General features: G+C 53.7%; 11 protein-coding genes. 3 read left to right on the top strand and 8 right to left on the bottom strand.

Annotated elements, in window-relative coordinates:
- Positions 1–397: 397 nt before the first annotated feature.
- Complete coding sequence (locus NST08_RS06505; RefSeq protein WP_210095461.1) at positions 398–1,477, bottom strand: CapA family protein; 1,080 nt, start codon at positions 1,475–1,477, stop codon at positions 398–400.
- A 519-nt stretch (positions 1,478–1,996) separates the two neighbouring features.
- Between NST08_RS06505 and NST08_RS06500 the strand changes: the two genes are divergently transcribed.
- Genes NST08_RS06500 through NST08_RS06490 form a run of 3 tightly spaced genes read left to right on the top strand, consistent with a single transcriptional unit; the run spans position 1,997 to position 3,660 of the window.
- Complete coding sequence (locus tag NST08_RS06500; protein WP_007131608.1) at positions 1,997–2,479, top strand: Lrp/AsnC family transcriptional regulator; 483 nt, start codon at positions 1,997–1,999, stop codon at positions 2,477–2,479.
- Positions 2,480–2,518: 39 nt separating this feature from the next.
- A complete protein-coding gene (locus tag NST08_RS06495; RefSeq protein WP_276825314.1) occupies positions 2,519–3,118 on the top strand; it encodes a chromate transporter in 600 nt (199 codons plus the stop codon).
- Positions 3,118–3,660, top strand: coding sequence for a chromate transporter (locus tag NST08_RS06490; protein WP_251537150.1), 543 nt, complete (start codon positions 3,118–3,120; stop codon positions 3,658–3,660). Before NST08_RS06495 ends, NST08_RS06490 begins: the two co-directional genes overlap by 1 nt.
- Before the next feature lie 139 nt (positions 3,661–3,799).
- Here NST08_RS06490 and NST08_RS06485 read toward each other — a convergent pair whose 3' ends face one another.
- The 7 genes from NST08_RS06485 to NST08_RS06455 form a co-directional block, all read right to left on the bottom strand.
- Positions 3,800–4,264, bottom strand: a complete 465-nt coding sequence (locus NST08_RS06485) for a hypothetical protein (protein WP_157462163.1) — start codon at positions 4,262–4,264, stop codon at positions 3,800–3,802.
- 250 nt (positions 4,265–4,514) lie between these two features.
- Positions 4,515–4,871 (bottom strand): Rieske (2Fe-2S) protein, encoded by a 357-nt coding sequence (locus NST08_RS06480; RefSeq protein ID WP_251537151.1) that lies wholly within the window; start codon positions 4,869–4,871, stop codon positions 4,515–4,517.
- Positions 4,872–4,922: 51 nt separating this feature from the next.
- Positions 4,923–5,978: an amidohydrolase family protein gene (locus NST08_RS06475; protein WP_034272725.1), complete on the bottom strand. Its 1,056-nt coding sequence runs from the start codon at positions 5,976–5,978 to the stop codon at positions 4,923–4,925.
- Positions 5,979–6,025: 47 nt separating this feature from the next.
- Positions 6,026–7,576, bottom strand: a complete 1,551-nt coding sequence (locus tag NST08_RS06470) for an extracellular solute-binding protein (protein ID WP_213616666.1) — start codon at positions 7,574–7,576, stop codon at positions 6,026–6,028.
- A gap of 85 nt (positions 7,577–7,661) precedes the next feature.
- Complete coding sequence (locus NST08_RS06465) at positions 7,662–8,522, bottom strand: carbohydrate ABC transporter permease (RefSeq protein WP_007131601.1); 861 nt, start codon at positions 8,520–8,522, stop codon at positions 7,662–7,664.
- Positions 8,523–8,534: 12 nt separating this feature from the next.
- Positions 8,535–9,455, bottom strand: coding sequence for an ABC transporter permease (locus tag NST08_RS06460; protein ID WP_007131600.1), 921 nt, complete (start codon positions 9,453–9,455; stop codon positions 8,535–8,537).
- Between the two features lie 204 nt (positions 9,456–9,659).
- Positions 9,660–11,963 carry a helix-turn-helix domain-containing protein gene (locus tag NST08_RS06455; RefSeq protein ID WP_251537153.1) on the bottom strand — a complete coding sequence of 768 codons (2,304 nt, stop codon included), beginning with the start codon at positions 11,961–11,963 and terminating at the stop codon, positions 9,660–9,662.
- Positions 11,964–12,933: the final 970 nt, after the last annotated feature.

The following is a 12,933-nucleotide window of genomic DNA, read 5'->3' as shown; positions in this document are numbered from 1 at the left end:
CTTGAAGGCCGCCCGAATAACGGGCTTGCATACGGAAGTATAACGGCGACTTGTTAAGCCCACCTCCTTTCTCTGTAAATCCGAAGTTAACTCTCTTAAAAACTTGAAAGAGGCGTTTGCGCCAAGCTAGCGGAATCCTCTTTCTCTAATCATATTGAAATTTAATTTCAAAATACAATATATTTTATAAAATAAAATTTTATTATTTGTGCAGGAATTTCTGCCCTCATGCCGTAATCGCGTAAATTGTAGAATCATGGAAAGGAGTTACGTCGGGGCGGGTTGCCGTCATTCGACGCCTTTCGCTCCCCTCTGCCTCTACACGATCCGATCAGACACAAAAAAACAACCGCTGCCACGAAAGGCTGCGGTTGTTCTTAAAGTTGCGCAAGGCTCGTTACTTCTTCGTTACATTGCCGTTGGCATCGATCTTCGCATTATAGGAAAGCTTGTTCAGCTTCGCGATGATCTCCTTGTTGTACTTCTTGTCCATCAGGTTCGGCTGGCCCTGGAGAATCTTCACCGGGGTGATCCGGCTCGTAATCTTGGAGCCCTGAATTTCAAAATGGACCATCATGGACAGGAGCGTCTTGTCTCCGCCGCGCGTGGAGCGGTTGAAGACAAAATTGCCGAGCGAATAGTAAATCGGCTTGTTCTTGTAATACTCAATTCCCATGAGCGTGTGGCTGTGCGAACCGACGATGATGTCCGCTCCCGCGTCAATCATTTTCTTCGCCATGCTCCGGGCGTAATCATCAGGGTAATCGGCGAATTCCTGGTTCCAATGAATATAAACGATCGTAAAGTCATTCGCCTTCGCCGACTTTTTGATCTGGCTGAGCATCGGCTCCATCGTATAAGCGGATGCGGCCCCCGGATGGTTCTTGCCGGCGATCCAGGAGTTGTCCGACAGCACGCGGCTGACGCCTAACACGGCGATCTTCTTCCCTTTGACCGTCTGTACATACGGCTTGAACGCTTCGTCGATGTTGCGGCCTGCGCCGGTATACCCGATCTTCTGGCGTTTCAGATGGGTGATGGTGTCCAGCATCGCCTGCTGGCCATAGTCCAGAATGTGGTTATTGGCCAGCGTTACGCCGTCGATCCCTGCGTATACGAGGCCTTTCAGCGTATCCGGCTTGGAGCGGAAAGCAAAGGTTTTGTTCGCGGCCTTGCCGCGGACGGACACCGGCGTTTCAAGGTTGGCGAAGGCCATGTCCGCTTTTTTCAAAATAGGAGCCACCTTCTTGAACGGATACAGATTCCCGTAACGTTCGATCTGGTTCCCCACATATCCGTCCAGCAAAATATCCCCGACAAAAACGAGATCGATCGGCTCGTTCTTGGAAGCATTCGTCTTGGTTGCTGCACTCGTCTTGCTCGTGGCCGTCCCGGTCCCGCCAGCCGACGCGGCGGATACGATGGAAAAAGGGAGCAGCATTGCGCATACCAGAATGAGGGCGATTAATTTCTTCATCTAAGCTGCCGCCTTTCTATGAAATCCTATGAAGCCATTTCTTCACCGGAGTATTCTATCATAAATTGATAGAAAAGGGTAATTCTATTAATTCATCCAATTAATAGAACGATCTCCCTCCAATGAATGCCATTCTGTATAAGTTGAACAAATGAATGTATATTAGGGCAAGTACGTAAAATGTTCCTACAATCGCTGTTGGTTTCAGATTTCATGATTTAATAGAACTTATTACGGTAGAAATCTGAAACCAAAGGCGACCGTTCCACTTCTTCGGAATCATTTTACTCCCTCGCCTGCATCGTTTTCTTAATTGCAACTTATATCTTTAATATTTCATAGATTTAGACTGAATTCGCGGGCAAAAAGTTTCAATTCGGAAGAGAAATATTGAAAGTGAAATCAATTGCTTATATATTTAAACATATCGTAATCAAAATGATACATTCGATTTCGTTTTGTTGTCATTTAAGCTGTTATGCATTACATATTCATAAAAAAAAGAAGGAGCTGATCGCAATGGATGTTCATTCCGAAGGGGCCTACGCCTCGCTCCCGATCGACGAAACGGACCGCAAAATCATCTCCATCCTCGGCAAGCACGGCCGAATCTCATACACGGATCTGGGCAAGGAGGTCGGGCTGTCCCGCGTAGCGGTGCAGGCAAGGGTCACCGCCCTGATGGACAGCGGCGTGATCGAGCGGTTTGCGGCGGTAATCAATCCGGAGAAGGTCGGAATCGCGGTATCCGCCTTTTTTAACGTGGAGGTTGAGCCGAAGCATCTGCAGCAGGTGGCGGACGCTTTGGAGAACGAGCCACACGTCACAAGCCTGTACCATATGACAGGGCCGAGCAAGCTGCATATGCACGGGCTGTTTACGGACCATAAACAGATGGAAATGTTTTTAAATGAGAAGCTGTATCCGCTGCCGGGCATTACGAGCGTAGATACGCAGATCCTCATCAAGCGTTATAAAAGCCGGATGGGCATCAGACTCTGATGCCGTGTGTTTATCTTTACGAAAGAAAGGACTTATATCGTGAGCTCTAACAACCGCAGCAATCCCTACATCGAATTGACCATCGGCATGTTCCGAACCGGAATCCTTGGTTATGGCGGCGGACCTTCGGTCATCCCCCTCATCCGCCACGAGGCGGTCGTCCGGTATCACTGGATGAACGATGACGAGTTCGGCGAAGTGCTGGCCCTTGCCAATGCGCTCCCCGGTCCCATCGCCACGAAGATGGCAGCCTATCTCGGCTACCGGGAAAAGGGCGTGCTCGGCGCCATCATTGCCGTGATCGCCCACATTTTCCCAACCTGTATTGCCATGGTTGCGCTGCTTTCGGCCGTGACATTTCTCAGCAGCTCCAAAATCGTTGCCGGGATGATTGCCGGCGTAACGCCGGTCATTGCCGTCATGCTGGGCACGATGGCTTACGAATTCGGGGAGAAGGCCGTCAAGGGACTTGGCATTTATGTCGGCATTGGCCTGTTTGTGATCTCGTTTCTGCTGCTGGAGACGGTCCAGCTTCACCCCGCCATCGTGATCGTCCTGTTCCTGGCTTACGGAACCGTGCATTTCAAAGTCGTGGCTAAGCTTAAGAAGCAGCGCGGGGATAAGGAGGGATCGGCCTGATGGAAGACTGGCTTCAGCTATTGATCAGCTTCTTCATCTCCAACGTGCTCGGATACGGCGGCGGCCCCGCCTCCATCCCGCTGATGTATAAGGAAATCGTCACGCATCACGGTTGGCTGAGCGATCCTGATTTCTCGAATATGCTAGCGCTCGGCAACGCGCTGCCGGGGCCGATCGCCACCAAAATCGCCGCTTTCGTCGGCTATGGCGTCTCCGGCTGGGTAGGCATGGTGATCGCCCTCGCAGCTACCGTCATCCCGTCCGCCGCCGCTTTAAACTGGCTGCTGAACCTGCTTCAGAAGTACCGCACGTCCCCGGTCGTCAAAGGCATGACGCTTCTCGTCCAGCCGGTCATCGCGATCATGATGCTGACCTTGACCTGGCAGATGGGCAAAAGCTCGGTCATCTCCATCGGGCTGGTGCAATCCCTCGGCATCGCCGCCGTCGCCTTCTGGGCGATGAATATCCGCAAGGTTCACCCGGCGATCGTCATCGTAGCGGCATTCGCTTACGGCGGACTGGTGCTGTCGCAGGTGGTGTGAGCGAGCAGCTAGAAAGGCATCCCATCTTGGGGATGCCTTTTTTCTTTTTCAAAATCCTCTAATTGGGCTAATTAACATTGAGTTCCGCGCTACACGCAGCAAGAAGTGATTCACCGAGCGAGGTCTCTCTGTACACTCCTTAAGAGCCGCTCGGCAACGCTAAATCAAAGTTAAATAAAATATCCTGAGCTTCTATATTGGATTTCGCCAAGATATGGACCCTCAGTTGTAAAGGCTCGGGTTGGCCCTGCACGCCTCTGGCTTTAGCCGTTAAGTAATAATGATTCTCCCCCAATTTATGCTGCTCTCCGCTTTCTGTATCTGCGAGCAGCTGCCCATTGCTGTAGAATCTATAGCCCAGATCGTTTTCCTCTGGTCCGCCGCCTTGGAGTTCGAACCCAATCGTAACTTCATCATCACGGTAGGCAGCGTTTCGTAACACAATGGTCATGCCGTCAATCGTTTTCGTTTGAACGTCAATATTGGGCTCCGGCATCGTCCAATTCTTTTCTGGATTGAAATAATCATAAGCAAAAAGGATACCCAGGCCGATCAAAATAATAGCTACGGCAGCAATTCCAATTCCTCGCTTGTTTTTGTTCACGTTGCTCATTCCTTTATGCAATCTTGTAAGGCGGGGCTTGTCCCCTCCCTACATGATACATGATTTCATAACTTTATACTAAAAAGGGACGACTCCCGATCATTCCGGAGTCATCCCGAAGCGCTGCTTTATCTTGTCTTTATAACTTTCGTTCTCTCATTCTATTTTTTCCTGCTTAACTTTTACTTCTGTTCTACATCTTCTACTATTGTTCTACTTCTCTTCTACTTCTACTGCTGTCCTACTTCTTCTACCTCCGCATGACGATCCCGATCTTCCCTTCATGCACCTCCACCTTATACTTCTTCACCCTGATCCGTTCGCTGAACAGCGACTCGCCGGTCCGCAGGTCGAACTCCCACCCGTGCCAGGGGCACCGAACGACCTCTCCCTCCCGGCCGTACTCGTAGCTGTACACTTCCGAAGGAAGCGTCGTTCCGGAGACAGGGCCGGCGCAGATCGGGGCTCCCTGATGCGGGCAGTAGTTCAGGATGGCATGATATTCGCCGTTCACGCGGTAGATGCCGATCTCGCGGCCGTCAATTTCGACGACGGCGCGGCCGCCCTCCGGGATCGCATCTTCCGTCAGTACATAATGTACAGCCATAATCGCCCTCCTTTACTCGCAAAGCATAGAGTAGCCAGCGTCCTCTTCCGATTAATCCAGCCGGTACAGCTGCTTCGCGTTTTCGTAGAAAATCTTCCGTCTCGCTTCCGGCTTCAGCCCCCGCAAAATGTGATGGGGCGAATCGAAGTCCCAATGCGGGTAGTCGCTGGAATAGAGCAGGATGTTCTCGGCATCGATCATATTGAAAAGGTCGATCAGATGCTGCGGATGGTCCGGCTCCTCGATCGGCTGTGTCGACAGGTAGCAGTGCTCCCGGATATACTGGCTCGGCATCTTCTTCAGCCAGGGCACGGTGGAGCGGAGCGCCTTGTAGTTTTTGTCCAGGCGCCACATCAATGCCGGAAGCCAGGCCACCCCGCCCTCCACGAGGACGACCTTCAGCTTCGGAAATTTCACGAAGATGCCCTCGCATACCATGCTCACCAGATGTGCCATGAACATCTGGGAGAGGCAGGTATGCCATTCAATGTACCGGGCCGGGTAGCCGGCCGCGGTCGGAGCCGTTGAGCTGCCGCCGCCCTCGGCTCCCGGATGGATCGCCACCGGGAGCCCGTTCCGCTCGGCCGCTTCATAGATCGGATGATAGTGGCGCTGCCCGAGCGGGGAACGCGCCGCGCTCGAGATCATCACCTCGACGATGTCCGGATGCCCGCCGACCCGGTCAATCTCGCGGGCGGCAAGCAGCGGATCCTGGGTCGCCACGACCATCGCGCCCTTAAACGCTTTATGTTTGCCGAGCCATTCGTTGATCAGATAATCGTTGTAGGCGGAGCATATGGCTGCCGCGTAGTCCGGGTCATGCGTGGATGAAATGTTGTAAACGACGCCGGTCAGCACGGCATACTCCACATCGTAGCCTTCGATAAGCTGCTTGATCATGAAATCCGGATCAGACCCGGCTTTCCCTCCGCCAGGGGGAATCGAATCCTTCTTCATCACGCCGATCGGCGAATAGTACCCGGAGCCTGCATAGCCGATGCCGGAAGCCGCTACCCGGGAGCGCCATGGCTCCTCAAGATAAGGGAGCAGGGCGCGGTCATCCTGCTCGTTATGAACATCGACGTCAATGATCTTATAGGTCTCCACTTTCGTCTCCACGTTCGGATTCCTCCTCTCCTCCCTATCTGCTTCCCTTACTTGCCGCCATAGGTGCGCGTATAGGCCGTATTGTACATGGCCAGAAGCTCGTCGGCGCCCAGCTTTTTCGCCTGATCGATAAATTGCTGATACGTCTCGTCGTTAATCGGCGTTTTGCCGGTCACGAATTCCGTCACCTTCTGCTCCAGGAATTTGTTCAGGTTGTTCAGCTTCGACTTCTCCAGCTCCAGCTCTTCCTCCGTCTTGACGATCTGCTTCGGCGCCGGGATGATATACTCGGCATAGCGCGCGTTGATGTCCTTGCTCTTCTCGCTTAGGCCGCGCTCCCAAGCCTCGCGTGACAGCGCGTTGTTCAAGGTGATGAGATCATACCAGACGCCCCAGTCCTTGCGCAGCGTATTGAACGGGGAAGCGCCAAAGTCTTTGTTGTAGACCGGCTTGCCGTCCTCCATCGTATATGTTTTGCCTTCGATGCCGAGCGAGAGATAATTCGTTCCCTCCTCGCTGACCAAATAGTCGAGGAACTGCACGGCCCGCTCCTTATCCTTCACTTTGGCCGAGATCGCCCGGCCGACGGTGCCGACGACGGGACGGGAGAACTGATAGTTCTTGATGCCGTCAGCCGCAAACGACGGGATCGCGTCCAGATCGTATTCCGGAATCCCCGCATCCCGCGCCTTTGCGACAAGCGATTCCAGATCCGCCTTCCAGAAATACGTGACGAGCGATTTACCCGTCAGAATCCGCTCTTCCCACTGCGCCTGCGTCAGGAGCGAAAATTCCGGATCAAGCAGCTTCTCCGTGTACAGCTTATTCAAATACTCCAGCATCGCCTTGTAATTGTCATGATACGGCGCGAAGGCATACTGATCCGTCGTCGGATCCAGGCTGTAGAAGCCGTGAATGCCGGTGAATATGCGGCCGAAGGTCGTGAAGAGACCGGTATCGCCGACGATCGAGTTGGAAATGAGCGGATAGGAGTCCGGATATTTTTCCTTCAGCGTTTTAAGGAATTGGTAGAACTCATCCACGGTCGTCGGCGGCTTAATGCCGTGCTGATCCAGAATATCCTTGCGCGCATACCAGATGAAGTTAAAGCCCTTTCCCTCCGCATCGCCTTCCAGCACAGGGACGGTGTACAGCCCGCCATCCGTGCCGGTTGCCAGCGCTTTGGCTTCCGGGTACTTCTCGTAGAATGCCTTCAGATTCGGCGCCTTGTCGAGATAATCCTGGAGGTTGAGGAATACCTTCTCCGGTCCATGCTCTCTGCCGTCCTGCGTAGGCACCTGGATGAAATCGGTAGCGGTGTTCGTGGCGATCATGATCTGCCGCTTCTCTTCGAGCCCTTCCTGGCTGACTACCTGAAATTCCACCTTGACCCCCGTCTTTGCCTCGATTTCTTTAAAAATCTCCCAGTCGTCCCTGACCTTCCCCTCCACCCGGTCATACACGAGCCATGAGAAGGTAACGGGATTGTCCGGACTCAGCGTCCCGTCATCCTTCCCGCCTCCGCCGCCGCAGCCGGTGACGAGCAGGGCGCACAGCAGCATCAATAGGAGCGCCTTTCTGAAACCCTTCCGCGTCATGCACACAACCTCCCTTTTCTTAAAAATACAGCATGCCTTATAGAAACGGATGAGCCAGCATCCATCGCTACCGTTATCGTTATCGTTATCCCTTGATTCCGCCGATCATCGTCCCTTGGACGAAATATTTCTGAATGAACGGGTAGACGCATAGTATCGGCAGCGTCGCGATGATGATCATCGCGTACTTCAGCGTTTCGAGGTGGGTCAGATCCCCTTCGCCCTGCACATTCGTGCCGGCAATCAAAATGTTGCGCAGCATGATCTGCAGCGGATACATCTCCCGGTCGTTCAAGTAGATCAAAGCGCTGAAGAACGAATTCCATTGATTCACGGCGGTAAAAAGGCCGATTGTCACCATCACGGGAAGCGACAGCGGCAGCACGATCCGCACTAAAATCTGCATGGAGCCGCACCCATCGATGGCTGCTGCGTCCTCCAGCTCTTCCGGCAGTCCCTCGAAGAACGTCCGCATGATGAACAAATACCAGGTGCTGATCAGCGACGGGAGGACGATGGCCCAGATCGTATCGAGCAATCCAAGCCGCTGGACGATCAGGAAGGTCGGAATCATGCCCCCGCTGAAGAGGAGGGTGAAGGCGGCCATCAGCAGGATCACCCTCCGTCCCGGCAGCCAGCGCTTCGCCAGCGGATAAGCCATCGCGGACGTCGCGATGAGGGTCAGCACCGTATGCAGCGCCGTATACCGGATCGTATTCCAATAGCTGACCCACAAATCCGGATTATAGATGAGCTGCTCATATGCGATCAGCGTTATCTTTTTCGGCCATAGCAGCACCGCTCCGCTGGCGACGAGGGCATTATTGCTGATCGATGCCGAGAATACGTATACCATGGGATAAGCCATCACGATGATGAGCACGATCATGAATGTGATGTTGAAGAAGTCAAACAGCCTCGAGCCGAGGCTCACCTTTTGTTTCATGGCGCATCTCCTTTACCACAAGCTGGTCTCCGAATATTTGCGCACGATGCGGTTCGCCGCCACGACCAGAATGAATCCGATCGCCGATTGGAACAGGCCGACCGCGGTGGCGAAGCTGAAGTCGGCGTCGAGAATGCCCCGCCTGTAAACGAAGGTGTTGATAACGTCGGACGTTTCGTAGTTCATCGTGTTGTAGATCAGCAATATTTTCTCGAAGCTGGCTTCCATGAAATTGCCGAGGGTCAGCACGAACAAAATGATCATGACCGGCACCATGCCGACAAAGGTGATATGCCGAATTTGCTGCCACCGGTTCGCGCCATCCATCTTCGCCGCTTCATACAGCATCGGATCGATGCCGGCAATGGCGGCCAGATACAGGATCGTGCCCCAGCCAACCTTCTGCCATATTTCCGAGCCCACATATACCGTCCGGAACCACTCCGGCATCCCCAGAAACATAATCGGCTCGATCCCGAACAGCTTCACCAGCAGGTGGTTGATCACCCCGGTCGTCGGCGACAGGAAGGTGACCAGAATACCGGCAATGACGACGGTGGACAGAAAATGCGGCATATAACTGATGTTTTGCACGAATCGCTTGAACCATTTGCTCTTCAGCTCATGGAACAGCACGGCCAGAATGATGGGCGCCGGAAAGTGAAACAGCAGATCATACACGTTCAGCATGATCGTGTTGCGGATCAGCTTCCACGCATCAGGCGTCACGTAGAAGAACTCAATGAAATGCTTCAAGCCGACAAACTTGCTGCCCCATATCCCCCGGCCGATCGAGTAATCCTGGAAGGCGATGATGATGCCGTACATCGGCGCGTATTTAAAAATCAGGTAATACAGAATGCCCGGCAGCATCAGCAGGTACAATGCTTTGTGCTTTTTTAGCACATATCCGATACGCGATAGCTGCGCCAATCCCCACCACCTCCTTGTTTGGCGTTTGTGTAGTCGACACCTCCGGCTGTTGTCCCCACTATACGAGCCTAAGGCTCAGGGCGTAAAGCGCGCATCTTTTCCTGCGGGCGCCCGGTTTGCAGCCCTTGTGGAGCAAGGGTTTGCGGCTTCGTCCATGCAAAAAAAGAGACTTTTCGAAAAAAATCAGTCTCTCTCTTTGTAACGCTATTGGTGCAGCGTCCGGTATTTCGCCGGCGTAATGCCCTCATATTTGCGGAAGGCCCGGATCAGCGAGTTTCGGCCCCAATATCCGACCCTCTCCGCAATCTCGTCCAGCTTCAGATCCGTTTCGAGCAGCAGCTGCTTCGCTTTCATCAGCCGGTACTTCGCGATATACTCCACATATTTCTCTCCGACCTCTTCCTTGAAGGTACGGCTGAAGTGGCCGATCGACATGTTCATCATGCCGGCAAAAGCCTCGATCGACAGCTCTTGGTCGTAATGCTCGTGAATGTACGCCACAATGCCGGCGATCTGCTGAGCGCGCGTGCCGGGTGCCGGCCGCCGAAAGAGGAACGCGTGAATCTCCTCGAAGCACGCCCTGAGCTCACCCCATGTCATGCAGCGGTTCATGCGTTCAAATAACCGGGAGTAATACGGAACGTTCAGCTCGTTATGCTCGGATTCGGCTGCCCGGATCCACGTGTTCAGCACATCCGCCAGCAGATACTTCATCTGCTCAGCGGCCGCATCTCTGCGCTGCCCTTCCTCCAGCAGATCTAGCACGGACCGGAGCAGCTTGTCGTATTCCCTGGTTTTGCACTGGTTCAGAATCCGGTTGACCTCCTGCACGGACAGGAAGGAATCGCCTCCCTGCAAATCGCGGACGGGTTGACTCCCGCAAATTTCAACGGTGGAGTTGAGCCCCCGATACTGGAGCACGATGACGGCATGCTCGTAGGAAAGGTGAAGCTCCTCCATCGTTTGAACGGTTTTGCCAATGCCGATGGTGGCCTTAAAATAGTCTCCGTATTGCAGCAAAATAAGTTTCGCCATCTCCGCTATATGCTCGGGGCCATCACTCATCGCCTTGTCATGCTGCACGATGCAGGCCAGCAGATTCGGCTTGGTCTGGCACAGCCATATCCGGCCCGGAGCCAGCTTACGGATCTTGTCCTTCATCTCGGCCAGCAGAAAGGTTTTGCCCGTTTCCGTCGGATGCTCCGGCACATCTAGATTGTCGTGAAGCGCAATGGTCAGCACCGTTCTGGCCGCTACGGGGTTGTACGTAAACTCAATCTCCTTGGCGTAGTATTCAATGGACAGGGCGTCGCGGTATTGACCGAGCAGCAGCTTGGTCACGAACTGCTCCTGCACGATCGGCAGCATCCCGTGGACCATGTGGGACAGCTCCCGGTTCTCGGTCATGATGGACTGGGAATAGCGTTTAATGACGTCAAATTCATTTCCTTCATTCGCAGGGCTTTCCCCGGTACGGCGGTGCGACTTCAGTCCATTCCGGATTTCCGCAATCGGCCGGTATAAACGCCGGCTCAAGTAATATGACACCCATCCCCCGACGACCAGAAAAAATGCGAGGAACGCCCAGCTTATGAAACGGGTGACGTATACCGGCTTCATCAATGTGCCCAGCTCGATCATGCTGATATAATGCCATTGCTCGTCGAATGCCGATTTCATAAGCGAGAGTCCGGTCTTGTCCGAAATCGTAAATTGCGGGGATACGCCTTCGGCATGGATCCGCTGCTGCAGCGTCTGCCGGTCCCGCTCGCTTAAACCGTTCTCGGAGATCAAACGGCCCCGATCGTCTATGATCGCCGTTCCGCGGACCCAACTTTCCGGAATATGAATCTGCTCCTGGAGCTTGTTCGTCCTCAGATCGACCAGGAGATACACATCGGGGGCGTTTGTATTGAAGGGATAGCTCATCACCGCCGTCAGGGAGCTGCCGGAGTCGGTGAAATTCATCATTTTTTTGCCGATCAATTCGGCCTCCAGCTGTTTGCGGCTTCGGGGCTCCATCGGATAACGCGTGGTAAAATAGTAGGCTTTGTTCGTATACGTCTCCGCATCGATGATCAGGTCCTCGTGCATGAAAATGTAATACGCCCGCTCGACAAGCTCATCCGACTCCAGCTGCTGCAGCTGCTCCCGCAGCGAATGAAGCAGCTCCGGCTGCAGCTTGCCTCCCGGCGAGTCGGCTGCGCCCATCAGCACGCTTCGCAGCCTGGAGGTGCTCAGCATCTGGATCATGTTCGTCTTTAGCGCCTGGAGCGAAGCGTCCGTCTGCTCGGCGAACCGGCTCATCACGATGTCGTTCAGGCGCTCCGCATCCTGCTCGATGATTCGCACGACCAGCACCTGTGCAAGGACGCTGGCGGCAATGACCGGGATGAGGATGAGCAGAAAATAGTTGGCGAACAGGCGCCAAAACAGGGTGCGCCTCCGCGGCGCTGGGTTCGGGACGGCTCCTTGCTCAGGAGATCGGCTGTGCGCAGCTGGCTTCATGTGAGATCCCCCTTGGTTTTGAAATGGCAGGTGGCGGGGCCTGCGGGGTTTTAGCGGGTGATAAAACGTAGGTCCCTTACGCGGGCTGATCGGTCGAGACAAGGTTGCGGAATCTTGAGACGGGCTAATGCGCCCGGAAAGACAGTACAAGGCCCAAAGGGCTAGGCTGGGCACCTTATGGGTCCAAAGAGAGTGACCCGGAAGTCTGGGGCTGGCCGTAGAACTTAGTTGGGGCACACAAGGCGGGGCAAGGGCACCTCAACACATCCTTTTAGGGACTAGTCAGAGCTGTGCGACCGTGCACAGCCGGAACCCCGGCTGTAGCTCCCTCGTATAAGTCAAGCCTTCTGCTTTCACTATATTTTGATGGAAGTTACAATATGCCCTGTAAGGGGAAGCCTTGAGAAGCACCTCTGACCTTTTCCTCAATCGTCATATATATTGAAAAACCGCATGGAGTAATTATACTCACATGCGGCTTCCCGAACCGACCCTACGCACGTAACCCTTTCTATATGAAGAGTATAAGTCATCAAAACCGACCGATCGCTGTAATGAACTGCGGAGCCAAAACCAAGCACCCACGAAGGGTGCAACGCGGAAGCATGGCAGGCTGGAGGCTGCTGAAAGGACATATTTCAACCCACGCACCCGCGTAGGGTGCGACGCAGGAACTTTGTGTTTCTCCCCGCTGCTATATTATTTCAATCCACGCACCCGCGAAGGGTGCGACGCAGCCAGTTTTAGGAAAGACTAGGATGATGATGACGATGATGATTGACCATTCCGACTAGATCTAGTCGGTTTTTTTTATTGAACGACCCCGGTATGTCTCGTAAAGGAAACTGCTGGGACAATGCCTCCATGGGAAACTTCTTCAGCCATTTTAAAATCCTCTGCAAGCAGGGGAAACATGCTGCTTAGCAATACAACCCTTTTACAACCATGCACGTTTCCAAACGAAACTAAA

The sequence above is a fragment of the Paenibacillus sp. FSL K6-1566 genome (assembly GCF_038050475.1).
In the GTDB taxonomy this organism is placed as follows: Bacteria; Bacillota; Bacilli; order Paenibacillales; family Paenibacillaceae; genus Paenibacillus_AQ; species Paenibacillus_AQ lactis.
This window is presented reverse-complemented; position numbering and strand designations above follow the sequence as displayed.

Coding starts and splice junctions, on each gene's coding strand:
- NST08_RS06505 (WP_210095461.1), bottom strand. CDS start 1,477: ATGAAGAAATTAATCGCCCTCATTCTGGTATGCGCAATGCTGCTCCCT.
- NST08_RS06455 (WP_251537153.1), bottom strand. CDS start 11,963: ATGAAGCCAGCTGCGCACAGCCGATCTCCTGAGCAAGGAGCCGTCCCG.
- NST08_RS06465 (WP_007131601.1), bottom strand. CDS start 8,522: ATGAAACAAAAGGTGAGCCTCGGCTCGAGGCTGTTTGACTTCTTCAAC.
- NST08_RS06500 (WP_007131608.1), top strand. CDS start 1,997: ATGGATGTTCATTCCGAAGGGGCCTACGCCTCGCTCCCGATCGACGAA.
- NST08_RS06480 (WP_251537151.1), bottom strand. CDS start 4,871: ATGGCTGTACATTATGTACTGACGGAAGATGCGATCCCGGAGGGCGGC.
- NST08_RS06470 (WP_213616666.1), bottom strand. CDS start 7,576: ATGACGCGGAAGGGTTTCAGAAAGGCGCTCCTATTGATGCTGCTGTGC.
- NST08_RS06490 (WP_251537150.1), top strand. CDS start 3,118: ATGGAAGACTGGCTTCAGCTATTGATCAGCTTCTTCATCTCCAACGTG.